Annotated in this window: 21 protein-coding genes, 1 tRNA gene and 3 pseudogenes; 12 read left to right on the forward strand and 13 right to left on the reverse strand. The window is 45.9% G+C overall.

Annotated features, from left to right (window positions below):
• The first annotated feature begins 99 nt into the window (after positions 1-99).
• Entirely contained in the window at positions 100-498 is a 399-nt protein-coding gene (locus ACKU41_RS15675) for a DUF6573 family protein (RefSeq protein WP_321402116.1), read from the forward strand.
• Positions 499-577: 79 nt separating this feature from the next.
• On the opposite strand, the gene ACKU41_RS15680 is transcribed toward ACKU41_RS15675, so the two are convergent.
• Positions 578-901, reverse strand: a complete 324-nt coding sequence (locus ACKU41_RS15680; RefSeq protein ID WP_321402118.1) for a helix-turn-helix transcriptional regulator — start codon at positions 899-901, stop codon at positions 578-580.
• A gap of 217 nt (positions 902-1,118) precedes the next feature.
• Between ACKU41_RS15680 and ACKU41_RS15685 the strand changes: the two are divergent.
• The 10 genes and pseudogenes from ACKU41_RS15685 to ACKU41_RS15730 form a co-directional block, all read left to right on the forward strand.
• Positions 1,119-1,547, forward strand: a pseudogene (locus ACKU41_RS15685) (flagellin); the annotation flags it as partial.
• Between the two features lie 216 nt (positions 1,548-1,763).
• Positions 1,764-2,105 (forward strand): annotated as a pseudogene (locus ACKU41_RS15690) (LamG-like jellyroll fold domain-containing protein); the annotation flags it as partial.
• Between the two features lie 42 nt (positions 2,106-2,147).
• A pseudogene (locus tag ACKU41_RS15695) lies at positions 2,148-2,627 on the forward strand (flagellin); the annotation flags it as partial.
• Between the two features lie 306 nt (positions 2,628-2,933).
• Positions 2,934-3,104, forward strand: a complete 171-nt coding sequence (locus tag ACKU41_RS15700) for a hypothetical protein (RefSeq protein WP_321402120.1) — start codon at positions 2,934-2,936, stop codon at positions 3,102-3,104.
• A 447-nt stretch (positions 3,105-3,551) separates the two neighbouring features.
• Positions 3,552-4,007 (forward strand): hypothetical protein, encoded by a 456-nt coding sequence (locus tag ACKU41_RS15705; protein WP_321402122.1) that lies wholly within the window; start codon positions 3,552-3,554, stop codon positions 4,005-4,007.
• 622 nt (positions 4,008-4,629) lie between these two features.
• A complete protein-coding gene (locus ACKU41_RS15710; protein ID WP_321402125.1) occupies positions 4,630-5,505 on the forward strand; it encodes a hypothetical protein in 876 nt (291 codons plus the stop codon).
• A 1-nt stretch (position 5,506) separates the two neighbouring features.
• The gene (locus ACKU41_RS15715) at positions 5,507-6,442 is read left to right on the forward strand and encodes a hypothetical protein (RefSeq protein WP_321402127.1); all 936 of its coding nucleotides are present in this window, start codon (positions 5,507-5,509) and stop codon (positions 6,440-6,442) included.
• Positions 6,443-6,807: 365 nt separating this feature from the next.
• The gene (locus ACKU41_RS15720; RefSeq protein ID WP_321402129.1) at positions 6,808-7,857 is read left to right on the forward strand and encodes a replication initiation protein; all 1,050 of its coding nucleotides are present in this window, start codon (positions 6,808-6,810) and stop codon (positions 7,855-7,857) included.
• A 793-nt stretch (positions 7,858-8,650) separates the two neighbouring features.
• Positions 8,651-9,208 carry a tyrosine-type recombinase/integrase gene (locus tag ACKU41_RS15725; RefSeq protein ID WP_321402131.1) on the forward strand — a complete coding sequence of 186 codons (558 nt, stop codon included), beginning with the start codon at positions 8,651-8,653 and terminating at the stop codon, positions 9,206-9,208.
• Positions 9,209-9,820: 612 nt separating this feature from the next.
• Positions 9,821-10,849, forward strand: a complete 1,029-nt coding sequence (locus ACKU41_RS15730; RefSeq protein WP_321402132.1) for a site-specific integrase — start codon at positions 9,821-9,823, stop codon at positions 10,847-10,849.
• Between the two features lie 359 nt (positions 10,850-11,208).
• On the opposite strand, the gene ACKU41_RS15735 is transcribed toward ACKU41_RS15730, so the two are convergent.
• The 3 genes from ACKU41_RS15735 to ACKU41_RS15745 form a co-directional block, all read right to left on the reverse strand.
• A tRNA-Pro gene (locus tag ACKU41_RS15735) sits at positions 11,209-11,285 on the reverse strand.
• A gap of 111 nt (positions 11,286-11,396) precedes the next feature.
• Positions 11,397-12,410 (reverse strand): AmmeMemoRadiSam system radical SAM enzyme, encoded by a 1,014-nt coding sequence (amrS, locus tag ACKU41_RS15740; RefSeq protein ID WP_321402134.1) that lies wholly within the window; start codon positions 12,408-12,410, stop codon positions 11,397-11,399.
• A gap of 19 nt (positions 12,411-12,429) precedes the next feature.
• A complete protein-coding gene (locus ACKU41_RS15745) occupies positions 12,430-12,696 on the reverse strand; it encodes a hypothetical protein (protein WP_321402137.1) in 267 nt (88 codons plus the stop codon).
• A gap of 158 nt (positions 12,697-12,854) precedes the next feature.
• Between ACKU41_RS15745 and purM the strand changes: the two genes are divergently transcribed.
• Positions 12,855-13,901 carry a phosphoribosylformylglycinamidine cyclo-ligase gene (purM, locus tag ACKU41_RS15750; RefSeq protein WP_321402138.1) on the forward strand — a complete coding sequence of 349 codons (1,047 nt, stop codon included), beginning with the start codon at positions 12,855-12,857 and terminating at the stop codon, positions 13,899-13,901.
• Positions 13,902-13,963: 62 nt separating this feature from the next.
• Here purM and ACKU41_RS15755 read toward each other — a convergent pair whose 3' ends face one another.
• The 9 genes from ACKU41_RS15755 to recA form a co-directional block, all read right to left on the reverse strand.
• Positions 13,964-14,551, reverse strand: coding sequence for a DUF1318 domain-containing protein (locus ACKU41_RS15755; protein ID WP_321402140.1), 588 nt, complete (start codon positions 14,549-14,551; stop codon positions 13,964-13,966).
• Between the two features lie 17 nt (positions 14,552-14,568).
• Complete coding sequence (locus ACKU41_RS15760) at positions 14,569-16,752, reverse strand: hypothetical protein (RefSeq protein ID WP_321402141.1); 2,184 nt, start codon at positions 16,750-16,752, stop codon at positions 14,569-14,571.
• 141 nt (positions 16,753-16,893) lie between these two features.
• Positions 16,894-18,174: a radical SAM protein gene (locus ACKU41_RS15765; RefSeq protein ID WP_321402143.1), complete on the reverse strand. Its 1,281-nt coding sequence runs from the start codon at positions 18,172-18,174 to the stop codon at positions 16,894-16,896.
• Positions 18,175-18,189: 15 nt separating this feature from the next.
• The gene (locus ACKU41_RS15770) at positions 18,190-19,605 is read right to left on the reverse strand and encodes a HAMP domain-containing sensor histidine kinase (protein ID WP_321402144.1); all 1,416 of its coding nucleotides are present in this window, start codon (positions 19,603-19,605) and stop codon (positions 18,190-18,192) included.
• A gap of 38 nt (positions 19,606-19,643) precedes the next feature.
• Positions 19,644-20,894 carry an HDOD domain-containing protein gene (locus tag ACKU41_RS15775; RefSeq protein WP_319778470.1) on the reverse strand — a complete coding sequence of 417 codons (1,251 nt, stop codon included), beginning with the start codon at positions 20,892-20,894 and terminating at the stop codon, positions 19,644-19,646.
• A gap of 171 nt (positions 20,895-21,065) precedes the next feature.
• Positions 21,066-21,458 carry a 30S ribosomal protein S9 gene (rpsI, locus tag ACKU41_RS15780; RefSeq protein WP_319778472.1) on the reverse strand — a complete coding sequence of 131 codons (393 nt, stop codon included), beginning with the start codon at positions 21,456-21,458 and terminating at the stop codon, positions 21,066-21,068.
• Between the two features lie 18 nt (positions 21,459-21,476).
• Positions 21,477-21,905, reverse strand: a complete 429-nt coding sequence (rplM, locus tag ACKU41_RS15785) for a 50S ribosomal protein L13 (RefSeq protein WP_319778474.1) — start codon at positions 21,903-21,905, stop codon at positions 21,477-21,479.
• A 91-nt stretch (positions 21,906-21,996) separates the two neighbouring features.
• Complete coding sequence (gene alaS / locus ACKU41_RS15790) at positions 21,997-24,639, reverse strand: alanine--tRNA ligase (protein WP_321402148.1); 2,643 nt, start codon at positions 24,637-24,639, stop codon at positions 21,997-21,999.
• Between the two features lie 111 nt (positions 24,640-24,750).
• Positions 24,751-25,830 carry a recombinase RecA gene (recA, locus tag ACKU41_RS15795; protein ID WP_319778476.1) on the reverse strand — a complete coding sequence of 360 codons (1,080 nt, stop codon included), beginning with the start codon at positions 25,828-25,830 and terminating at the stop codon, positions 24,751-24,753.
• Positions 25,831-26,028 lie beyond the last annotated feature (198 nt).

Below are 26,028 nucleotides of genomic sequence, written 5' to 3' on the forward strand. Positions count from 1 at the left end.
CCAAAAAATCACCAGCCCCTCGTGACCAAATCAAACTAATCAGGATAACCTTCAATTTTCATGATTATTTAACAATATGAAATTGAAGGAGATTTACTGATGCACGGACTTGACGATTCACTGTTCAACGTACTCTTTTCGTATACTCGGAAACAAGCAATCGAAGATGGAAATTTAATCGATGTGACCGAACAGGCTAAACAGACCGGATTCAAGGTTTCAGTAGCGGTGTCGCTGAACCTGTATGCGAAATACATCACTCCACCAAGCGGACTTGAAGGCGAAGGGCAGTCCGTTACTGGTAGGCTTCACGATCTATTAACCATGTGCTTGTTGGCGATGCAGGATAAGCTGGACCAGAGCAGGATAAGCTTTCAGGTCTTATTTTTAATGCAGTCACAGCCGAGGACCCTTGAAGAAGTAGAAGTGATCTGCCAGTGCGGGCCAGACGATGATATGAAGCCCTGTATTACTCTGATGCTGCCGGATGATGATTAGCTCGCGGGTAAAATGAATAAACAGGACGGAAAAGCGTTCTGTGTTATTTTTGGGGATTTGGGGCTGGTTGTCTCAGTAACTACCGAGAAATGATCCGAGTGATACCGTAAAGCTGGCGCAGGGTGTTATTGTCAGCTTTGGAAATATAGTCGCTCATGAGTTTTCGTAGGTCTTCTGTGGACAACTGGAACTCTGCGGTATCAAACAGCTCGGCTACTGATACACCAAGTGCCAGTCCTATTTTTCCCAGAACATTGATGGTCGCATTGGCCTTCCCACGCTCTACATCTCCTAAATACTGCACAGATATTCCGCACAGTTCAGCAAGCTTGTCCTGTGTCAGTCCTTGAGATTTTCTCAACGATTTCAAATGTTCACCAAATACGCTTTGCAAGTCGTTCATTGTATCCTCCAGATGTAAACCTAAAGGATAGACGAGAATACTGAGTTTAAAAATAAAGTATGGACTTCTTTTTGCAGATAAACATCAACTATAGACGATGTTTCGACCTAAGATGTCGACTGAAGCGTTGTTTTTCGTTGGTTTGATGAGCTTTCTGGAACTGGAATTGGAGTGTGAGCAAGGAAATTATTTCCTGTGTAGCTGGAGTGGATAAAGAATGAGCTTGACCATAAATCATAATCTGATGGCGGGTAGTGCTGCCCGTAATCTGAGTACCCACTATGTAGAGTTGGGTACATCAGTACGGAGACTGTCTTCAGGACTGCGAGTAGGAACAGCAGCAGATGATGCAGCTGGCCTTGCTGTGCGTGAGTTGATGCGCTCAGATATTAGGTCAATTAACCAAGGGATCAGAAATGCCAACGATGCGGTATCCATGATCCAGACTGCCGATGGAGCATTGCAGGTCATTGATGAAAAGCTGATCCGGTTGAAGGAGCTGGCTACACAGGCTGCAACGGGTACGTACAATGCTGATCAGCGACAGATAATCGACTCAGAGTTTCAGGCTATGAAAGCTGAGATTGATAGGATCGCAAAAGCAACCGACTTCAATGGCATTTATTTACTTAAAGGTGGGATAAGTTCTGAATATCTCGTGCCGGAATATCTGTCTGACGACTTTATGCATTTCACCTTTAATGGGACATATACTGGCGAACATGGCGAAGTTTCCTCGCCGTTAACAACAGCATCGTTTACAGGGAGCGGACCGGAAGGGAGTAGTGCCGTTCGGGTTGTTAATAATTCGGTATCGCTCCCAGAAGTTGATTGGACGACTTTTGGAAACGAAGCGACTCTATCAATCTGGGTCAATGAAGAGAATATTGTCAGTCCTTTTCAGAATTCCTATGTGACGTTTAACGGTGGTTTTGTTCATATGCACCGGGATGGGGGCAACCTCCAGTACAAGATAGGCAACAATACGCTGACAGTTCCATTCGATAACGCAGATAGGGGGCAATGGGTTCAGCACACGATGGTTTTAGATGCAGACCATTTCAGCGCATATCAGAATGGTGAACTCGTTGCTCAAACCAGCACTGTGACACCAGTTGGAACACCAGCAGTTCTTCGCCCAACGGAGAATGCAATTGCTAGAAACTATTGGAGTCATAGCCCTACTGACCGGCGACAAGCAGCCAGAACAACCGGAAGCTTTGACGACTTGAGATTCTACACAAAAGCTCTGGATGAAGAAGGCGTTGAGCAATTAAACAACTATACTCCTGAAGGGGATCATGAATTTGCGACAGAAGAGCAGGACCTTCTAGTCCACTTCGGGCCGGGTAACGACAGCGCAGAAGACTATTATGGTGTCGGTATCGGTTCAGCGACTACAGATTCATTGGGCATTTCATCAACTGGCGTGAATACCCAAGAACGTGCTCAAAATGCTCTGGAAGTAATTGATGATGCCATGATCAAGAAAGATAAGATCAGAGCTCATCTGGGAGCCATGCAGAATCGGCTGGAGAATACGATAACCAACCTATCCATTCAGGCCGAGAACTTACAAGCATCCGAATCCAGAATATCCGATGTTGATGTGGCAACAGAAATGACCGAGTTCGTGCGCCGACAAATTTTAACTCAATCCGCTACTGCTATGCTGGCCCAAGCCAATAGTCTACCGAAGATGGCTATGCAGCTGATTGGCGGGTAGAGCAGACTGGTCTTGAAGAACAACTCCACTTTTCCCCTATATGTGAAAATTTGAAAATGGTCTTGCTTAGTTTTCTGACTTGTTTGGGACCTCGGCTGTTTGCTCGGTTTTAATGTAAGATATAGTTTAGTAATTGACTTTAAAAATAATCTATAGACTATATTTAGGTTGGTTGCTATAAACTATATCCTAGTATTTGATCATGAAAAACGCTTTTAGTTTGTATTTTCGGAAATGTTTTGTCACAGAGGCGTGTTGTTTTCGAATACCAAATAATAGATATATAATCAATAAAAGGAGGTGTTTATGGATACCAAGACATGTCACAAGTGTGGTGCTGAAAACCTGTTGAAACAGAAGAATTGTTATAATTGTGGAGAGAAGCTTTCGGTTGGCTCCAATATTCTGTATCTGTTCAAAATTGGTGCTATCATTCTGGTCGGTTATGTAGTGGCTAAATTGTTTGGCTTTAGCTAATGGTATGGTGATCTCCCAGAACTTGGATGTTTTGGGAGAAGCCATTTGTTTTATTGTATTGAACGGCAGGTTGGCTGGCCTGTTTGCTCTTCGTGAATCGTCCGGGACCTCGGCTGTTACTGCTTAATAGATGGTTGGCTATTCCGGTTTCTGTGGTGTTCATGATAACGGCAGCTTCACTGAATCAGGGCCACTGTCCAGTTTCCTAGATCCAAATCCCCGGCCCGACCCCACCGCCAGCTCCTGCTCCAGCGTCCATTAAAATCCTTCGCACAAAACAGCCCCTTCCTGCGCATTTTAAAATTTTTATGATGGTTTGGTTATCCCCTGAAATTAAAACCTTGGAAACTTGGAATGTACGATTTGGAAGTATATTTTATCTAGAGCTGGTACGTGCTTTTCTCCTGAAATCTAAAGATATTATATTTAAAACATCAGGAGGCTAGTATGGCTAAAAAGCAGAATGAAAATGTAGAAGTTAAGGCGAAGAAAGGTTTCACAGAGTCCCGTTACAATCCGACCCTGCTGCGGCAGATGTGTGAGAATAACGTGGACGCTGCAACTGCCAAGCAGAAGCTGGGCCTTAGCTCTCTACAGAGTTTGAGGCAACATCTTATGCGCCTCAGCGTGACTGATAACCAGCTACGGACACTACCGGAATTGTATTCGCGTTCCAGCAGTACAATCAGAATCGGTAAGTATGGCCTGAAACTATCTGCTAAGAAGCTGGAGAGTCTCGGAGACTTCCCGGTAGGCTCAGAGTTTACCGTTGAAGTTGAAGATGGAAAGATCATTCTTGAAATGATTTCCGCAGGCGGTGCCGAGGACCCGGCAGATGATGCTGTTACCGATCATAAAGGCGAAAGCGGAACTGAAGCACCTGAAGAAGCCAGTGAAGCTTAACGAAATGGAGTCACAGCAAATAATATGTTGTGGCTCCGTTTTCTATTTTTGCAGCAGTGGTACCCTGAAGCTGAACGTGCGAGAATGTCTACCAGCCAAATTTGATGGACCCCATCAAAAAATTGCATGACAGTTATTTCAAAACTATCCGCATGGACAATTCAGACTGGTCCAGAGATGGACTCTGGCGTATCGCTGATGAATCTCCAGACTAATAACCCTTTGGGGTAGTCCTTCCTTCTTATAGAATCCATCCTTATCTCGATATTTTTTTAGCCATGACGAACCCGCAGCAGTGACAACGCACAGTGTTTTTTCTTGCGTTGATTATTGTTCACGGTGCGTAGTTTTGGCTATCTCATACAGTATGAAATACTTGTTTCATGCCGTACCTCATTTTATTTTAAAAATTTTAATATGGATATGACGTACGTGTAAGCCAGCTCAGTTGGCTTGAGAAAAAACATCTTATCATACATCGCCATTCATCATTCAAAAAAAGTAAGCAATTTAAGCAACTTGAGACAAAAGTGGTCATCTTAATCAGTTCTGATTTAATTGTTTGTAATGACTGACTTTTTTTTGGAAATGAATCGAGTATGAGCAAAAAATAGGAGAAGTCATGGATTATGTACCTGTAGCGGAAAAGATCTTGAAGCATGTGATTAACAATGGCCTCGAAGGCAGAGTTGATGAGCTGGTTTCAAGTGATCTTGATGAACAATCTCTACTGGCCTCATTGTCTGAGGTCTTCACTGAGATTGAACAGAGTCTGGGTAGAACTGCACTTATTGATGATATTGCGAAAGCAATCCTGAGTGTCTTATCTGGAAAGATATTACTCAAGGCCAAACAGTTGATTGGTCATGGCAAATGGAGGTTCTATGCAATGGAGCATTTCGATATGAATGAACATGAAAGAAATATTCGCATGAAAGCTGCAAGCATTATAGGGATTGAAAACTATTTCTTTCTAGGCTGGAAAAGAATCTCAGCTTTAACTCAAGCAACAAAGAGATCAAAACAACCTGATCCATTCAAAGAAATTGTGAAAAATATAAGTTACACAATTGATCCATATCATCCAGATGATTTTGAGCACTTTAATACTCTGGTAAATGGATACATCATCTGGGCCAATAAGATTGGCAACCTGAAGAATAAAATAAAATTTGAACAGATTGTTGATGCAGTTGAATGTGAAGTTGAATTTGATGGTGCATTTATTAAGAGACTTGAAAAGTCTAATAATCCTGCCGTTTCATTATACAACTATATTGACTTTGAAACTGTTAAAGCAACTACTCATTGCACTCGTAACGTAAAGTCAAAAAGAAGAGAACTAGCAACCCTTATTAACAAATTATCTTTTGTGGGTTCAATGGTCATTGAAAATGCTGATGATTATTTGAAAAAGGTAACTATTGATAGTCTTGATAAATGTGCTGGGGTTGTGAATAAACTGCTTGATATGAAACGTACTGAATTAGGAGTTTAATATGCGTTTTTTTCAAAGTTCTATTACAACGGCAATTGTCTCAGAGCTTCGTATTCTTGCTCCTGATCTGAGGGTCAATGCCTTGCGTTCTTATAGAACAGATGGACCTGAAACACTAAGACTTTTAGAATCTGGCTTGGTTCAAACAGAAGATCATATCTTAGATTCAGGAGTCTGGGGTTTGACCCAAGGGACATTGAAACACAAGAGCAATGTCAAAATTTATGCAAAGTCCTTGATGCGCATTGGCAGTAAGTTTCGCTTCTATATGAATTTCGATGAAGTCTTCATGGATGAAGGCACTGAAGAGTTCGATGATAAGGCCATCGCAACCAACCTGAAGAATCAGAAATATCTTGAAGATCAAGGCTTGAATCCTGTTCCAGTCATTCACAGTCTGGATGATGATGAAATTGGCTATTACATCGATATTAAAGAAGCTAAGGGGTATGAATACATAGCAATTGGTTCAACTCAAGCCAAAGTCCAAAAAGAACGTAAGAAGTTGGAAAAAGCTATCGATCGCTTGTATGCGGCAGGCTACAAGATTCATCTATTCGGAGTCGGTAGCTACAAGAATCTGACAGGTTTGAAGATATGGTCTTGTGATGCATCTTCATTTGCACAATGGGCCAGTTGTGGAAGAGTTGTGTTTCTTTCCGAACAGCAGAGCACTAAGAAGGAGATCACATTTTCCTTTCTGTCTCACGATGATGCTGGTAATCCTGTTGAAGATTTTATTGATGACCATAAAGAAGGCTCTGCAATACTTGCTGAATATCAAAAGAAGATTCTTGATCCGCTGGGTTTGAATATTGGAACGCTGTATTCAGACCCAATTTCAAGGATGCTTGCGAATTGTTACTACTACTGCCAGCTTGAAAAGGTTCTGACTGAAGAGCAAATCAAAGCTGGAGTGAAATTCAACGAGTGGTAATATTATCTGGTGGGGAAGAATTTTTTCGATCTTCCTCACCTTTTTACGTTTTAGGTCTTGATTATGTAATTGGTAACGGCAGAACCAACAGGTCATTCATCGGTCTTGCCGTTACCGCCCACAGCTTTTCGATTGCTACGTATCTATTATATCTTTAAAAATTTGCCACATCCTCAAAGTACAAGACCAGCTCATTCTGAAAATGCTTCTGGACAATCCTGAATCAGACTAGCTCATCCTGAAAATGCTTCTGGACGATTCTGATTCAACATGCCTCAGCCTGATGACCGTTCTGCGTTGAACTCTTTTAATAATACAATTAGTTAAAGATATAAATGGGATAAATCCAGAACAGGAGGAATCCCATGAAAATAGTTGGGCCAGAAGAACGTTTGTATAGACATTTAAGTCCACGTCCCAGAGCTGCTGATGACAAGAAAGGTCCGTGGTATATTTACGGAAAAGATCAAGCTCTGACGTACAGATTTATTCAACTTCCAAATCAGAAACGGAAATATATATGTTTGGATTTGGACTATGAAATGGCCGGTGCCAGATGGATGGATGAAGTCATGCTGGAACCGACCATTACCATAATTAATCCAGAGAACACTCATGCCAAGTACATGTTTGAACTCAAGAGTCCTGTACTGTTTCCATTAGCAAATGGGAATAGTGCCAGTTGGATAAGCCAGAAAGCTATCCGGTTCTATCACAACGTCAAGAAAGGTTTGGATGCAGTTCTTGACGGTGATACTGGATACACAGGACATGCGATAAACAATCCGTTTAATCCGCACTGGAAAGTTCACTGGAGAGATATTCAATACGATCTTCAAGAGTTGTCAGAATATATTCCGTATGAGCATAAAGAGTTCGTTTTGCCTGATGATGAAATCTGCGAAGGTCGTGAGAAGCTAATGTTTCATCACTGCCGGAAGATCGCGTACCGTATGGTGAAGAACTATTCGACCTTTGAAGACTTCCGTGCTGCCGTTGAAAAACTTGTCTTAGATTTTTATCATAACACAGCTAAGCTTATTGAAAGTGATCATGAATTAACCATCACAGAAGCTTACAGTGTCATCAAATCGATTAGCAACTGGACTTGGAATAAGAAAAATGATCCCAATTTCAAGCAGTATATGTATAACCGTGGAGCGATGAATTTAGGCTCCATTGGATATGATCTGCCGGAAGATGAGCTTGAGCAGGAACGTAAACATCGTCAGTCCATTGGTGCTCACTACACAAATCGTCAGCAGGTTAATAAAACTCGTCATAAAATATTGAATGCTATTACAACCTTGAAAGCAAACGGAGAAAAAGTAACACGAAAAAAGATCCACAATATCACTGGTCTTGGACAATCAACTTTAAATAACTATAAAACCATCATCAATGACAATAAATAATATCTATATTATATAAAAGTCTAATCAATAATACCTATTAACTTTAGTGTTATAATGTATCGTTAATTACTTTATATATATGATATATAAATTGAATTTTGTGTATATCGTATATTATTAATATATTAATTACCAATTATATATATTATATTTACCATCTTCCCACCACCTCCCCCTATTCTTTTCGCCACTATCTAATAAAGCATTTGGGCATTTTTTATAGTCTGTACTGAGTCTGATGAATGAGAATAAAGAACTATTTCTTTTTATTATGTTGATTAGTCTGCTTAGAATTATATTTAGTAACATATTATAAAGATATATAGTACCAATGTTGACCAGTGTAGCTACATCTTTAACATTGGAGGTGCTATGGAAGATGCTAAAAGTAAAAGTCATTCAAATACTTTTGCGGATAGTTAGATCACCATTGACCCGTGAAATGCTTAAGTCTGCTTTAATCGTATTCATACGAAGAAAAGTATAATTGGGCATTATCTGAAGAAGGCTGCTCTTCATGGGCAGTCTTTTCTTTTTTACGTTCTTAGCTCTTTTGAACGGCAAGTCTTCTGCACCGTCAGCCTCGTCATCTACTTTGAACCAATAGAGATATTGGTATCCACCGAACCAAAGTACGTTTTTTAGGAAAATCGTACATTTAGGTGTTCAATCCAAAAAAATCTACGAACTTGAACGGTTTACAGGCGAAGCTGAAAATTCAGTTTCATCCGTGCCGTTTTGAATGTTTGGTTTTACCATTTTAAAAACAATTTCGTACATTAAAGGAGGAGAAATGCGAGTAGAGCCTATCCGGTCGAAGAAGGACATTAAGAACATCAAGCGGCTGTTGCAGGACCATCCCCGGAATCTGCTGCTGTTCGTGATGGGCATTAACTCAGGGCTGAGAACGCAGGATATTCTGACATTGCGCGTTAAGGATATGCTGGACCAAAAGGTCGGTGACCGGATCGTGGTCACTGAGAAGAAAACCGGAAAACAGAATGTCATTATCATCAACAAAGAAATCGCAAAATCCTTTCAGAACTATCTAGAGCATTGCCAGCCACATGAAGGTCAATTCCTATTCATGAGTCGCAAAGGCAAAAACTACCCCATCACCACCTACAGAGTCACAGGGCTCATGAAAGAATGGACCAGTGCAATTAACTTGAAGGGAAATTATGGCGCACATAGCTTACGGAAAACTTTCTGCTATCAGCAGCGGGTTGAATTCGGTATCCCATGGGAATTATTAAGCAAACGTCTTAACCACTTTAGTCCTCGAACGACCCAAATTTATATAGGCGTCCAAAATTCTGAAGTGGAGGAGATTCTGCTGAACAACATCTAGACTGGCTCGTAGGAGCATCTGCATACCAGTTTTGCAGGTGCTCCTAGTCTTTTGGTGTAATCAGAAGATAATTTATCAAAATGACATTTTAGCAGAACAAGAAAGTGTTTGGGTTGAGAATCGTAAGTTTTAAATAGTTAGATGTCTTTTATTTTAATTGGTTAATGATCAGAATTAAGTTTTGAGTGTCGTTTTTTGGGGTGCTAGTTCATAACGAAATTGAAGCTGTTCAAGTAGAAGTGTGTTTGAGAAGTGTTTGAGGTGTATATGATTAGATGATGAATCATAGCTAATACTCAAAATGACTATAAGTGCTCAATTTAAAAAGCTATACATGGAAAATTGAGGCTGCTATAACTAGAGTCATGAGCGAAAATTACACCCCAGAGGGACCATACATGACAACTCAGGCAGCCGCAGAATATGCGGACTATTCCTATGATCATTTTCGGGGTCTGGTGAAAAAATATCAAATACCCAGACGCGGGCCGAACAATAATCGTTTCGCTGTGTCTGACCTTGATCGTTGGATGAGCAACCCGAACTCCTTTTGTGAAGCATCTGTTCCCACAAGGACTAGGAAGATCAAAAAAGTGAATATGTAGGAGTAATATGAGTACACATCAACGTAAGAACGGTACTTGGTTTGTCCGTTATCGTGAAAATGGTAAGCAGGTGAACCATACCTGTGGCAAAGGTGAAGCTGGTCGCCTTGAAGCAGAACGCCTAGATGCAGAGATCAAGGCGAAAAAGGACCTCGCTAAAACTGAAGTCTTGGTGTTCCCGGAAGACCAGAAGAAGATTGAGTATTTTGACGACCTTGCTGTCCAGTACTTTGATGATGTTGCTGCTGACGGATGGAAGCAGTGGAGAAAGGATTGGAGTGTTCTTCTGGATAACAATCTGACTGAAGAGCTGTCACAGATTCCTATCAGTCGCTTGACCCAGAGTTTCATCGTCAATTTGCTGAAGAAGAAATTCAAAGAAGCATCTCCAAGAACCCGTGGTAAGTATGCTCGCTATCTCAAGACCATGTTCAAGTGGGCAGAGGAACGGGGACTCATTGATAAGAATCCGTTGCAGTTTCTGAAGGGGAAGAAGTATCCCAAGAAGCCTCTGAACATTGATATGGAGACAATCAAGCTTATCAAAGCCGAGGCTAGTGAGCATCTGGCATTTGCGATTGATATTTTGTGCAATACCGGTGTGCGTACTGGTGAAAGCGAGCTTCTTTCCATGAAGTATAGCGACATCAACTGGAAGCAATCTTCCATACGGGTGTTCGCCAAGAAGACTAACAGCTACAGGGTACTGCCGCTGAAGCCGGAGTTTTTGGAGAAGCTTAAGGAGAAGCAGAAGACTAGTGAATCAGGGTTTCTGGTCGAGTACAAGGGGCGTCCTGTTAAGTCTCTTGGTAATAGTTTCAGAAGGGTTCGTAGAAAGCTGAAACTCAATGAGAAGATTGTTTTGTACGATCTTCGCCACTGGTACTGCACCAGCCTGTTATCCGGTGGTGCTCCAGTAAACACCGTGGCGCAGCTCATGGGGCATTCTTCGGCGAAGATGACTCTGGACGTGTACGGGCATGTCATTCCGGGCGATACTGCCAAGGCTTTGCAATACCTGCCGGACATTGGATAGCTGCTGAAATCAGAACAGATTAAATTGACCGCCTATTGCATGCGGTAATGGGAGCATCAGAAATGGTGCTCCTTTTCTTTTATCCAGACAATCCAAAAATTAGCGTTAAACCGGACACCATGTCTCAGTTGGTGTTTAAGGGAAGCAGGATATCTTGCAGGAGAGTGTTAGAGGTGGACCTGTAATTAGGGGATGGGGGTCTTCCGCTCATACTCCATTAAATATCCTTATTACAGTGTCTTAAACACTTTTCTCCAACACTTTGGTCAACCCAAGGTTCACCAAAAATGTTGACTACCCAAAAATAAAAGGACCAATCAGCTATATGCTAAATGGTCCTTTTACTTGGATTTTTATGATGGTCGGAGCAGGAGGATTTGAACCCCCGGCATCTTGCTCCCAAAGCAAGCGCGCTACCAGACTGCGCCATGCTCCGACTTGTTTCGTGCAGAAAGGGGAAATACTTGAATTGTATTTGGTTGGCAAGAACTAAATGCAATTTTTCCGTTTTTTATTCGTTCTCCGGTCTTATATATTGTTTAACTATTCAAAATACCCCGCTAATTTTACATCCACAATACTTGCACATTCCTTCTTGCAGGGCTGTCTTTCTGACATCAAAACCTAATCTTTTAATAACCTCCTCCTTGCAGGAAGGGCAGAATGTTGATGTGTTTTCCTCTCCGGGAACATTGCCGATGTAAACGTATTCCAGACCGGCATCTCTTCCCGTTTTGCGGGCCCTTTGCAAGGCTTGCATGGGGGTAACCGGGCAATCCTGCAGTTTGTAGTCCGGATGGAAACGTGAAATATGCCACGGAACTTCTGTGCCAAGCTCTTCGGAGATGAAAGCGGCCAACTGGTTCAGCTCGTCCTGAGAATCGTTTTTGCCGGGTATGAGCAGGGTCGTAACCTCCACCCACCAGTCGTTTTTTTTCATGTGCTTGAGATTGTCGAGGACAGGACTCAGACGGCCGCCGCAGACATCGCGGTAGAAATCATCATTGAAGGCTTTGAGGTCGATATTGGCGGCATCAATTAAGCCGGTCAGTTCATCAATGCAGCCCGGGCTTTGGAATCCGTTTGAGACAATGACGTTTTTAAGCCCCTTGGCTTGGGCTAGGCGGGCGGTGTCCTGCATCAACTCGAAAAATATGGTCGGCTCGGAATAGGTATAGGATATGGAGGCACAGTTATGACTTATTGCCGCTTCTACCAGAATTTCCGGGGTTACTTTCTGCCCGGTGATTTCCCGGCCTGTTTTGGGATGCTGGGAAAGGGATGCATTTTGGCAGAATGTGCAAGCGAAATTGCATCCCTGCGTACCCAATGAAAAAGTGCTGGTGCCGGGCAGGAAGTGGTAAAGCGGTTTTTTCTCAACCGGGTCCACGTTAATGGCTGCAACCAGTTCATAGGTGCGGGTCAGCAGTTGGCCGTCAACATTTTGCCGCACCCCGCATTTTCCGTGTTCATTTTTGTCGATTATACAGAAATGGCTGCACAGGCGGCATTGCAGCTTACCATCGTTGAGGGTTTTCCAGAGTCTGGCCGGATGAAGCATGCTGTTCCTTGATTTTAGATCAGGGTTTTATTTCAGGAACCACGAAAATGGGACCTACCTGCCGGGATTCCTTTTCTTCGTCTTCCTGTTTTGGTTTTACTCGTATCGTATTGGAATCATTGTCCGATTGAATAGTAACTTGGTTGTTGTCTCCTCCTGTCCCCATTCTGATAGGTTTGCGGTCCTTGGCGGTGTCCTTGTTTATGAATTTAGTCCCCGCAAAGGCATTGCCGCACAGGAGGACTCCCAGAATAATCAAAGCCGTGAGCAAAGTTTTCTTGTACATGGTTTTTCTCCGTGGCATAGTATAAACTCATATTTGGTCCTGTGCAAACAACGGACCTTTTCTTTTTCCGGTTGTGGAAAATGGGTGATGTTGTTCCTTGAACTTATGCGGGATTCAGCATATACAGTCCGTTCTTAGAGACTGTTAGGAGAAATAATATGGCAAGTCGTTCTGATGCATACAAGGCCGCCGGTGTTGACATTGATGCGGCCAATGATTTTATAGGCCGCATTAAAGGTATGGTGGGTTCCACCTTCACCAAAGGTGTGGTCACAGATATTGGCGGGTTCGGCGGGCTGTTCAAGCTTGACCTGACCCAGATGGAAGAGCCCGTACTGGTGGCAGGAGCCGACGGTGTGGGAACCAAACTTAAACTCGCTTTTGCTGTGAACAAGCATGATACTATCGGTATCGACCTTGTGGCAATGAGCGTAAACGATATTCTCGTTCAGGGTGCAAAACCCCTGTTCTTCCTTGACTATTTCGCAACCGGCAAATTGGAGTCCGGTGTGGCTGAAGAAGTCATCGCGGGTGTTGTGGAAGGCTGTAAGCAGTCCGGATGCGCGCTGCTCGGCGGTGAAACCGCAGAAATGCCCGGATTCTACGCTGACGGCGAGTATGACCTTTCCGGTTTTTGTGTAGGTATGGTGGATAACGCCAAAATCGTTGACGGATCTTCCATCACAATCGGGGATTCAATCATCGGTCTGGAATCTTCCGGCATACATTCCAATGGTTATTCACTGGTGCGTAAACTGTTTGATGAGTCCGGCCTGAAGGCAGATGATCTGCTGCCCGGCACTGACCAGAAAATCGGCGAAGCACTGCTGACCCCCACCCGGATCTACGTTGATGCGGTTCATAACCTTTCCCGCGACATTGAGATCAAGGGTATGGTTCATGTTACCGGCGGCGGTTTTTACGATAACCTGCCCCGCATCCTGCCCAAGCAGGTTACCGCGGAAATCAACTTTAATTCATGGGAAGTATCCCCTGTATTCAACTGGCTCAAGGAACAGGGTGATCTGAGCTGGCCTGAAATGCTGCAGATTTTCAATACCGGTATCGGTTACATCCTCGTTGTAGCTAAAGACCGTGAAGAAGATGTGCTTAACAGACTGTCCGGAATGAAAATTAATTCATGGAAGATCGGTGAAATCACCGCCCGTGACGGAGATTCCGAGCAGGTTAAAGTTAATTTCTAGTCTTCTGTTTTTGATTAAGTTAAAAGCCCTCGGACTTTTTCGTTCGAGGGCTTTTTTTCGTGCTATTTTTTAGTCCACTTGCCGCTTTTTGCCTGGATAAACCAGCCTGAAGGGGCGCGTTGCTGCCATTCCTGTGCAAATATGGCTTTTACTTTTTCAAGTTCACTTCCGGGGATATTCATGGAAGCGGCCACTTCAGTATAAAGCTGGTCGCGGGTGTCATTATCCTGTGCGACAAGTCGGCGCAGTTCGGCGGTCTGCTTGATGTTCAGACCGTTTTTGCTGATTATCTGCAGATAGCCGTCCTTTGTAATGCCTATGTTGCCGGAATTGTAGTAGGGCACCAGTTTCTTGTGATCGGCGGCGATAGTTTGTTTCAAGCCCCGTATTGCCGAGTTGGATTTTTTGTCTATTTCCGCCTTGCTGACCTGGGCATGGGCCTCCTGAGGGCTGAACAAGGCAAGAAAATTTTCAAGAGCGGACTGGTCATCCTTGCCTTCCTGCCCGGGGTTGGTCCCGTAGACATCTTCCACAATATCCTCGGCGGCCCGTTCTACCTTGGCTGCCGGAAAATATATGTTCACTGTCACACAGGCGACAAAGGAAAGAAGGCTGAGAAAGGTTAAAACCTGTGCGGTCTTTTTTAGCATGTGGAACTCCTGTGCTTTTAGTTGCCGATGACCCGTTTCAGTCTTTTGAGCATGTCTGAAAAGCTGATCAGGTTTTCGGGGTTGCTGTTGATTACATTAATTCCGAATAAAGGCGGTCTTTTGATAATGTACTCGATACCGTCCTCTCTGATCAAGCCTCGAATCTTGAAGATATCGTCATCAAGTGTGCATTCAAGTCCCAGCCCGGCGTAACCGAATTCCTTGAAAAATTGGGAAAACATTCCCACTCCGGCACCGGTCAGTCCGGAACCTGTTCCGATTACCGAGAGGGTGTTTACTGCTTTAAGACTGATGTCTCCTGATTTGCCGGAACCGGGAGTTGTTTTCGCCAGCAGATGGAAGGACGCGGGCTGATTATAGGCTATGACCAGTTCGTTCAGGTCGAGGTCCATGCGTCCTGTAATGCGCCCGATATCCAATGCCTGACTGAGCGGTTCAAGATCAAGGTGTCTGAATTTGAAGTCAGCACCATACTGTCGTGAGTCCTCAAAAGGGTTTTCCGCGAAAATTTCATCAATGGTCATATCTCCACCATATACTTTGCCGAAAAGCTTGCCTGTGGTGGAAAGATGGTCCTTAAGCAGCCAGAATTTAAGATCGCCACTGAGCTGTCCATGGATGGGCAGTGATTCCGGGGATAGAGGCAGCAAGTCAATATCTCGGGCAATGATTTTGCCATTCAGTGCAAAATCATCATTAAAGGGGTGGCGCATTTTAAGGTCTGAAAAATGCAAGCTGCCGCCGTCGATACCTATAACAGGAATAGTTCCGAATTCAATTGAATTGGATGATACACTGATCGGAAATGCAAAGTTTTCTATGGTCAGTTTACCTGCTTTAATTTCGTCAAAGCTGATCATGCCGGAGGGTGAATAGGGCAGAGTAATGTCTGCCTGAGGCAGGAATTTATCATTGAGTGAAAGCATAAAGGGCAGGTCGGCATTAATTCCGCTGAAAGCAGCTTCATCCTTGCTGACTGTGCAATTTTCAAAGCGCATATCTCCTGTGAGAACAGTCCGTTGCTTTGTGCCGTTGAATGCGCAGCGCAGGGAGAATATACCGCTGCCGTCCAGACCTTCAAGTGAAAATGGATCAATTGCAAAGGTCTTGAACGGAGCAGCCAGATTTGCGGTGTAATACTCCGCTTTGCCGGAAAAAGAAGGGACGTTGAACATATCGTTCAGCAGTGCTTTCACTTTCAGTTCACCCATTTCTTTCCAGTTAACGAGGCCGTTGAATTTTAGGGAGTCTGTTTTGTCCGGCAGGATTGATTGCACTTCCATTTGCAGAGGGTAGTTTGTGAGATTTACATAGAAACGGTCATAAAGAGCTTCGCCGGCATTGATATCCATGTTGAGATTCAATTGGCGATTCGTTGCCGGAAAGCTGGCATTAATGGTTCCGTCCAAGCTGTCGAGCAATATCATTCCGTCCGGTGAGGCGGCAGATAGAGATGTGAACCCGAGTTTTAATTCCGCTTCAGCTGAATTTTGAATATTACGCAAGGCCACATCCAGCGAAAACTGCCCGTCCTTGTCCCAGTTTTCAAAGGCTGGAAAGTTCAGTGCAATGATTCGTTCAAGCAGGGGCAGGGGATTTTTAATTTTTAATCGGCAATTGCCATTGCCATTTTTTCCCAGTGAGTATTCCAGCCGGGTGTGAAGTTCCGGCAGGCTTCCGGCCTTGATGTGCAGCTCATTAAAGTGTGCTGCACCGGAAACAGGATTGATTGCTCCATTCCCGCTGACGGTCAGGTCCGGGGAGTGCAGCCCGAGTTGGGGAATATCTATTTCAGCTTTACTTATTGCGAGGGTGAAACGGTTTAATTTGAGAATTCCGTCGCCAAGTTCGAAGATCGAATTTACCGCGATGGGCCCGGATTTGACCGGTCCTTTTTTATTGAGATATTTACCGCTGAATTTGAATTTTGTTCCATGCAGATGTTCTATATATCCAGCCAGTTCTCCCGCAATTCCAGCCTGCGGAAAATCCACGGAAAACTGCCAGTTCAGGCCGAAGCCGTGATCTTTTGCAGCTGCCGGCTGCGTAAGGGTGAAGATCAGCAACAACATTAAGTATGCACTGATGAAAATGGGGCGGCTGTTCATCTGATGTTTATACACTGCGGATGTCTCGCTGAAAAGCAGGCTGACCCAAAAGAAAAAGGAGATTTGATCCAATTGATCAAATCTCCTTTTTTTTGAGTTTAAATTGACTCCCCAATTAATAAAAGTTTCAGGAGAGTCCAGAGAATCCTTTTTCAAACGGGTTCTTTTCCCCCGGCAGGCCGCCGAAGGCATTCTTAACAGCGCAAAGTATATCTAAGCTTCTTTTTTTCCGTCCTCAAGATAGGGGTTGAAGTACCCGAAGTTGATCCACGGACATTCATTTTTGATGCGCTTACGAAAATTGATGAAGCCCATGCCCGGCCCGAATTCATATGGTTCCATCAGTTCCATGTACAGGTCCGGGTCGATGTTCAGGTTGCGCAACTGAATAAAATCAAATTTAGTTTCTTTGGCAACTTCCACCAGAGCACTGACTTCAAATTCAGTATCGCTTATCCCCGGAAAAAAGAGGTAGTTCAAGGATACGTGCAGGCCCAGTTCTTTAGCTTTGGCAATGGTCGCCACTACGTTATCGAATTTGTAGCCCTTGGGGCGGTAGTATGCATTGTAGACCGGTTCGCGCAGGCTGTTCAGGCTGACTCTGATAGAGTTGAGTCCGGCTGCGGCCAATGGCTCCATTGATTCGGTGATGGAACCGTTAGTGTTGATGTTCACGGTGCCGATGCCGCCTTCATCTCGGTATTTTTTTATGGCCTCGGCGAGGAGCACGTGTTCGGTAAGCGGTTCACCTTCGCAGCCCTGCCCGAATGAGAATACGGGCCTGCGTTCACGCTTGGCGTGGTAATGCATGATTTCGGTGATCTCTTTTGCCGTAGGTGTAAATTTTATACGTTCCTGCGGGGAGGGGAAACCGGATTCCTCCGGCTGCTCGGAAATACATCCTATGCAGCGGGCGTTGCAGGTGCGGGATGTTGGCAGGGGAGCTTCGAAACGCCCCAGGGCAAGGTTTTTAGCTGCCGGACAGCAGTAAGTCAGAGCACAGCCTGCCAGATGGCGGACCAGCCTGTTGTCAGGAAATTCCTTCAACATGCGCTGTGCTCCGGCATCAATTTTTTTATTCGGAATATTAGTGAAAACCTGACGCTTGTCCTCGTCCACTTTTTTGGCGGTGACCCAGAACTTACCGTTGGCATAGCCCACTGCACCATATGAGAACATGGGCAGTACCGGAGCGTCATCAGTATTGCCGTATGCGGCAAGTCCGGTCAGGGTGTGGCCGGGGCAGGGGAAGGCGGTAACGGCTGTTCCTTCCACCTCAACCACTTCCCCTGTTTCCGGGTCCAGTCCGATGGGAAAGCGACCGGGAAGCAGGAAAAATTCACTGTCCGGGGGCAGGGGAATGTATTCTTCCGGTTTGGGTTGAAAAAGTTCATCGCCCCGGCGGCACATCATTTCAAGTTCAGGATGGTCAAATATCTGTCCGTTTTCATCAGCAAAGACAAGCAGCGGACGCGGTTTTTTTTTGGCAGCCATTATATCAAGTCCTGTTTATTTAATAGGTGGTTTTGGAATTGTTGTGATCAGGGTAGTACCCTTTTCTCTGGACGTTGTGAATGAAATATCTCCGCCTGAAGCACTGGCTATAAGTCTGGCGCTGTATGTTCCCAGCCCGGTGCCTTTCTTTTTACCATAGGTGGTGTAGCGGTCAAAGAATGTTTCTCGGATGCTGACCGGAATTTCGCCCATATTGTGGATTTTAGTAATGATGAAGCGGCTGTCTTCATTGATACTGATTGTTATGCTGCTGTTTTCCGGAGCTGCTTCAGCTGCATTTTTAAGCAGATTTGAAAACATGGTGATTATCAGCGAAGCCTCACCGTAGCAGACGATAGAGTTTTCTTCCTGAATAGGTTCTCCATCCAGCAGGCTGATAATCTGCAGACTTTTATCTTCCACAAGCTGGCTCAAGTCACCGATGGCGGCATTGATGGCACTGAAAAGGTTGAAAGGATGGGCATCGGCTTTGAGAGAGCCTGTTTCGAGCCGGATCAATGTCAGCGATGTGTCGATCTGGCGGATCATGCGCTCACTGGTTTTACGCACTATTTCAGCCAAGGTCTGAAATTCGTCATCAAGTCCGGCTTCAGTCTCTAATATGCGCGACATTCCGACAATATTGGCTGTGGGGGAACGCAGGTCGTGCCTTGCGATACGTTCCATCTCTTCACGTAACTGCAATTGCTGGCGTTGTTCCGTGACATCGATGGCCAGCAGCATGAATATGGACGGAGCCACCTGATCCACTGTCAGATCCCAGAATCTTTCGTAGGCAGAAACCGATTTCAGGAAATGCAGATGGTATGACTCAAGATCATTGAACAGATTTCGGCGAACATCATCTGAAAGCGAAGAAATAAATGGCGGATCCTGCTTATATTCAAAGGCTGGAAGCTGGGCGTGGGCAGCCTTATTGGCGAGTATTGTTTCCTGTGTCCGGGTACTTATCAACAGAGCCGGAAACGGCAGGCTCTGCAGGATGAGACCATATAATTTTGCATCATCATCGTGCTTTTTCCTACGGATGTGCTGGGTTTGAAATTTATCAATAAAGGTCAGCAGCTTTTCTTTGGATGATGATGCCGGGAGGAAAGATACATTATGGAAGTCAAAGAGCGGTTCAAATAAATCCGGGCGTGATGTATCGATTATAAACAGTGCCGGGGCATCTTCATTTACTTCGCGGATATTGGCAAAAGTCTGAGCGGTATCCTCCTGCTCAGCCATGATAAGCAGGTCGGGTTGCTGGCTGGCGTAGGTGAAAAGTGTCTCCCGCGGAGAGCGGGTGATGGACACCTCGTGGCCCAGATCGTGCAGTATAGGCATGAGGGTGTGAATCAGCGGATTCTTCCCGGTGATCAGGATGTTCAGTTTTTCGTATTCGTTTTTGTGGCGCAAGTGCGGCATGTCTGCTCCTGTTTTTTAGCTGCTGAAACAGTTTTGAATCAGGATGTTCCGGGAATCTGGAAAAAAGTATTCGCCCAGCGGTTGGATTCGTAATAGCTTTTGGACACCAGCACCGGGTCCAACTCGAGTTCGTCGAGCAGAAACTCAAGATTTATCCAGTCTCCGGCCTCAAAGAAAGAGGTAAGTTCCAGATATCTGTTGTAGATATTGTCTTCCCCGCACAGGGCTGCGTTGATTTCATCGCCAAGGGGCAGGTAGCGGGTCAACTCCCTCATGGGCAGGTCGAACATGGCTCCAAGCAGCGAAAACAAGCCCAGCAGAAACATGGAGTCGGCCGGTAATCCCTTGCCGGATTTCTGAGCTAAGAGTTGCAGAAATTTAGCCCTTTGAGTTGCAAGCTGCGGCAGTTCCCGGCTTTTTGCTTCGGGAGTAAGGTCGGTGAGCAGGATGACCCGCAGCCAGTTTTTAAGCATTTTCCAACCGGCCAGAACAAGGGCCTGTTTGATGGAAGTAATTTTCTGGGAAAAACCGAAAGTAGGCGAATTCAGCAGGGTCAACAGCCGGAAGCTGATGGATACATCATTCTGGAGTGCTTCAGCCAGAGCCTTGAAGTCCGGGTTCGGATCTTCTATGAGCTTGAGGATTTTGAGTTTTACTATCTCTCCGGAGCGCAGCTTCCTACCTTTTACATTTTCAGGGCGCTTGAAATAAAATCCTTGAAAAAAATCAAAACCCAGCTTTTGGGCCAGATGGTACTGGTCTGTATTTTCTACCCGCTTGGCGATAAGCTTGGTGCCGTACTCTTTGCATAGTGCGCAGATGCGCTGAAGTTTCTCTTCATCAGCGGATAAAATGTCGACAATGATTGCATCTGCGTATGTGATCAGGAATTCTCCCTGAGGTCTTGCTTCAAAGTCATCGATAGCTATGTAAAAACCGTCTTTGGAAAGTTCTTGCAGCGCTTTGATCAGGTTGGGGGTGGGAGGTGTTGTTTCAGGAATCTGGACAACTGTTTTCCCCGCAGGCAAGGAGTAAGGAATTTTGTCCATGATGGCTTTATGTGAAAAATTGACCACCAGCTTGACATTGTCCGGAATTTTTTCGTCCGGTGCTGCACAGATATCAGCTGCTATCCGTAACGTGGCTTTGTAGCTGTCGGAAATTTCTGCTCTGGTCGCCTCGCTGCTGTTACGAAAAAGCAGCTCATACCCCCACAGGGACTGGTCAGGCATGAGAATCGGCTGCCGTGCGAAGAAGATCTTATCGTAAAGCGGTTTTTTACCGGACATATTAATTGTTCCTGTTCACAGTTTTGTTAAGGAATATATTGTTTTTGATGGAATATCCAGAACTTCACTGTAATGAGAAGCAATATCATGTGTAGTTGAAGACAAATAAAAAGGCGGAACCGCATAAGCAGTTCCGCCTGAATGGTCTTGCGAATATTTTCGCAGTACTTCTTAACGTTTGGAGTACTGGAATTTTGCGCGTGCGCCAGGCTGACCGTATTTTTTACGCTCTTTCTTACGAGCATCACGAGTCAGGAGACCTGCGCGTTTGAGGATAGAACGAAGCTCAGGGTCTATCTCAATAAGTGCGCGGGAGATACCGTGTCTTACAGCCTGAGCCTGACCTGCAACACCACCGCCGTCAGCGTTGACTTTGATGTCGAATTTGCCGAGGGTCTTGGTCAGTTTCAGGGGCTGCTGAACGATCATCTGCAGGGTTTTACGAGGAAAATAATCTTCGTAAGGTTTGCCGTTAACGGTGATTGCACCGGTTCCCTCATAAAGGCGGGTACGGGCAATAGCGTTCTTTCTTCTGCCGGTAGCGTAATTGAAATCTTTACTCATTTTTTGCTCCACCCTTAATTAGAATTCCAGTACTTTGGGCTGCTGTGCAGTATGCGGATGATCAGTACCAGCGTATACTTTCAGCTTTTTGATCATCTGTCTGCCGAGGCGGCTCTTGGGGAGCATGCCGCGGACTGCGGTTTCGATGACTACTTCAGGCTTCTTCTCAAGCATAACCTTGAGAGTTCTTTCTTTCAGACCACCGGGGTGGTTGGTGTGCTTGTAGTAAGTCTTCTGGTCCATTTTGTTGCCGGTAACCTTGATCTTGTCAGCGTTGAGAACGATGACGAAATCGCCTGTGTCAATATGAGGAGTAAACATTGCTTTGTCTTTTCCTCTGAGTGTGTTGGCGATCTTGGTTGCCAGGCGGCCGAGTACCATATCTTCAGCATCAACTACGAACCATTCGCGGCTGATGTCTTCTTCTTTAGGAATATATGTCTTCATTAGAAATGCTCCTTACATGAAATCTGGGAAGGGGCTTTATACAAGTATTGATTGTTGGATGTCAAGCTTTAAATAATCCCTTTTTTGCAGACTATGAATCTGCAACCAGTTTCTTGAGGGTTGCGAATGCTTTTTCAATACCAGCGGGGTTGGTGCCTCCGGCCTGCGCCATGTCGGGCCTGCCGCCACCACCTCCGCCAACCTCAGCTGCAACGGGTTTGATTAATGCACCGGCCTTGAATCTATCGTGCAAGTCCTTGGTCACGGCGATAATCAGGGAAACTTTACCGTCATCAACCTTTGCGGCAAGGCAGAATATACCGGAATCCATTTTGGATCTCAGAGCATCGGCCTGATCGCGCAGGGCTTTGACATTGGTCACTTCGAGTTTGGCTGCGAGAACTTTAACGCCGCCAATCTCTTCTATGGAACTCATCAGGTCTGCACCTGCACCGGAAGCCAGTTTTGACTGAAGCTTGTCATTGGCCCGGGTCAGTTCCTTCACCTGAGACTGCAGGGCCGCAATTCTGTCGACCAGCTGTCCGGGTGCTGCTTTGAGCATTGCGGAGGATTTGGATACTTCCTCGCGCTGCTCCTGCAGAAATTTAAGTGAATTCCATCCGGTAGCGGCTTCAATGCGGCGGATACCCGCAGCTACGCCGGACTCGGACAGGATTACAAATGTTCCTGCTTCACCGGTAGACTTGAGGTGGGTACCACCACAAAGCTCCATGGATTCACCAGGAATTTCAACAACTCTGACAACATCTCCGTACTTTTCGCCGAACAATGCGGTAGCGCCTTTGGCGACGGCTTCGTCATTGCTCATTTCCTGTACGACTACGGGAGTGTCGCCCAGTATAGCACGGTTTACCTCATTTTCAACCTGACTTATTTCTTCAGGAGTCATGGCTGCAATGTGGGTGAAGTCAAAACGCAGCCGTTCAGGTCCCACCAGTGACCCGGACTGCTTAACATGGTCGCCCAGAACATTTTTAAGGGCAGCGTGGAGCAGGTGCGTAACAGTGTGGTTACGTTCTGTTGCTGTCCTTGTTTCCGGGGCAACCTCAAGCTTGGCTTCCTGATCAATGAGCAGTTCGCCTTCGCTTACGAAAATTTTGGATGCGGTAAGTCCTGCGGAAGCCTTTACGGTTTCCAGTACTTCTGCATTACCGGTCATGGTGCCGATTGCACCGGTGTCACCCATCTGACCGCCGGACTCTCCGTAGAAGGGAGTTGCGGCAGTGATGATCCAGCCGCCGTTGCCCTGAGTTATGCGTTCAAGATGTTCGCCTTCTTCGGAAAGCAGGTTGACTATCCGGGATTCGGTTGTCATCTCGGAGTATCCGGTGAAGCTGTTCTTAAGCCCAGCTTCCAGAACCTGACGGAAGATTGCACCGGTGTTCTTTTCACCGGAGCCCTTCCATGCCGCTTTGGCGCGGTCTTTCTGCTCTTTCATGGCGGCGTTGAAGCCGTCTTCGTCAACTTCGAAATCTTGTTTCTCAGCAACATCGTTGATGATGTCCAGCGGAAAACCGTAAGTATCGTAGAGTTTGAAAGCAGTTTCACCGGAAATGATGTTTTTGCCGTCTTTCTTCAGCTCTTCCATTTCCTCTTCAAGGATGATCAGGCCTTTGTCGAGGGTCTGGCTGAAGCGTTCTTCCTCTTCCTTGACCATGCGGGCCATGAAGTCCTTGTTGCTCAGCAGTTCGGGGAACTGGCCGCTCATTTCTTCCACTACCATTGCGGTTGTTGCGTGGAGGAAGGGATCAGTAAGGCCGAGCAGACGGCCGAAACGGAATGCGCGCCGGATCAATCTGCGCAGCACGTAACCGCGTCCTTCGTTTGACGGCAGGATCTGATCGGTGATCAGGAAAGCTATGGAGCGGGAGTGGTCGGCAATGACCTGCAGTGCAGTGTCGATTTCCGCGTCTTCTTTGTATTTAACGCCGGCTTTCTTGGCTACAGCCTGAATCATGGGCTGGAATATATCGGTCTCAAAGTTGGACTGTACACCCTGGCAGACCGCAGTGATGCGTTCAAGACCCATGCCGGTGTCAATGGAAGGACGGGGCAGGGGCACGCGGTTGCCTTCCTCATCCTGATCATACTGCATGAAAACGAGGTTCCAGATTTCAAGGAAGCGGTCGCAATCACATTTGCCGATGCCGCAGTTGGGTCCGCAGCTCATGTCTTCGCCCTGGTCGATGTGGACCTCGGAGCAGGGACCGCAGGGGCCGGTGTCGCCCATGGACCAGAAGTTGTCTTTCTCGCCGAGTCGGTAAATGCGTTCAGCCGGGAAGTTTACAACATTCTGCCAGAGTTCGTTGGCCTCATCGTCATCATTGTAAATGGTGACGTAAAGTTTTTCTTTGGGCAGCCCCAGTTCTTCAGTGAGGAATTCCCAGCAAAATTTAATGGCGTCTTCTTTAAAGTAGTCGCCGAACGAGAAGTTTCCGAGCATTTCGAAGAAGGTGTGGTGGCGTGCGGTACGGCCTACGTTTTCGAGGTCGTTATGCTTGCCGCCTACGCGCAGGCATTTCTGCGAAGTGGTCGCGCGAACGTAATCCCTTTTTTCCTGACCGAGGAAGGTGTTCTTGAACTGGACCATACCTGCGTTGGTAAAGAGCAGGGTCGGGTCGTCCTTGGGAACGAGGGATGAGCTGTCTACGATTGTGTGACCGTTTTTTTCGAAATACTTAAGGAATCTTTCTCTGATTTCACTGGCCTTCATGGGCTGTCTCCGTAATAGCTATATCACCGAAAAGAGGTATTTCCATTCGGTTTTATTCTTGGAACCCCACCCGAGCAGGGTTCCTTATAATCTATGCTGAGCCAACTGGCTTTACTCTGTCGCACCTGCTTCGTCAACCTTCTCGTCAACCTTCTCGTCAACGTTCGCTTCATGGTCTTCTTTGAGTCCGAGGTGGATAAGCAGTTTGTCTTCAATCTGCTGGCGCAGTTCCGGGGTTTCGGCAAGGAACTGACGTACATTTTCCTTGCCCTGTCCCAGACGTTCGGAACCGAAAGCGTACCATGCGCCGGATTTATCCACGATACCGTGGTCCACGCCGAGGTCAAGAAGTTCACCTTCACGGGACATGCCTGTTCCGTAAAGGATATCGACAAGTGCTTCGCGGAAGGGCGGTGCCACCTTGTTTTTGATGACTTTGATCCTTGTCCGCGAACCGAATACCTCATCCTTGTCTTTCAGGGTCTGGATTTTACGGATGTCCAGACGGACCGAGGCGTAGAATTTAAGTGCGTTACCGCCGGAAGTTGTTTCCGGGCTGCCGTATCCGGTCATTCCGATCTTCATGCGGATCTGGTTGATGAACAGGACTACTGCTTTGGATTTATGGATGGTCCCGGTAAGTTTCCGCAGGGCATGGGACATAAGTCTGGCCTGTCCGCCGACTTGTGTCTCGCCCATGTTACCTTCCAGTTCTGCCTGCGGAATAAGTGCGGCAACAGAGTCGATAATTACGATATCAATGGCTCCGGAACGGACCAGCAGGTCGGTGATTTCCAGGGCCTGTTCACCGTAGTCCGGCTGGGAAATGAGCAGTTCGTCAGTGTTTACGCCCAGTCTTTTGGCGTATTTGACGTCAAGGGCGTGCTCCGCGTCAACGAATGCAGCGGTTCCGCCCGCTTTCTGGCATTCCGCAATAACATGCAGGGCCAGAGTTGTTTTACCGGAAGATTCCGGGCCGTATACTTCAGTGATTCTTCCCTTGGGTATACCGCCGATGCCAAGAGCCAGATCAAGGCTGATAGACCCGGTTGGAATCACCGGCATATTGTGTGCGGCATCAGAATCAAGACGCATGATGGAGCCCTTGCCGAACTTGCGTTCAATGGTGGTCAGGGCTGTACTTAAAGCCGCCTTGCGGAGTTCATCGGGATTTACGTTTTTCTTGCTCATTTTATCTCCATGTAAAGTTGGACGTTCAACGTATCCTGTTCTTGTTTATCGTCACATGTACAAGGGGTACGGGAGCGGTTGTTCGTCCTTTTGCCCGGATGGGCCGAATTTTCGACACAAAGAGCAAGTGCTTCACATATCAAACACACTTTAATAAATCAATGGATTCCGGCCTAGGGATTTTGTTGCGGTTTCCAT

It is taken from the genome of Maridesulfovibrio sp., from assembly GCF_963678865.1.
Classification (GTDB): domain Bacteria; phylum Desulfobacterota; class Desulfovibrionia; order Desulfovibrionales; family Desulfovibrionaceae; genus Maridesulfovibrio.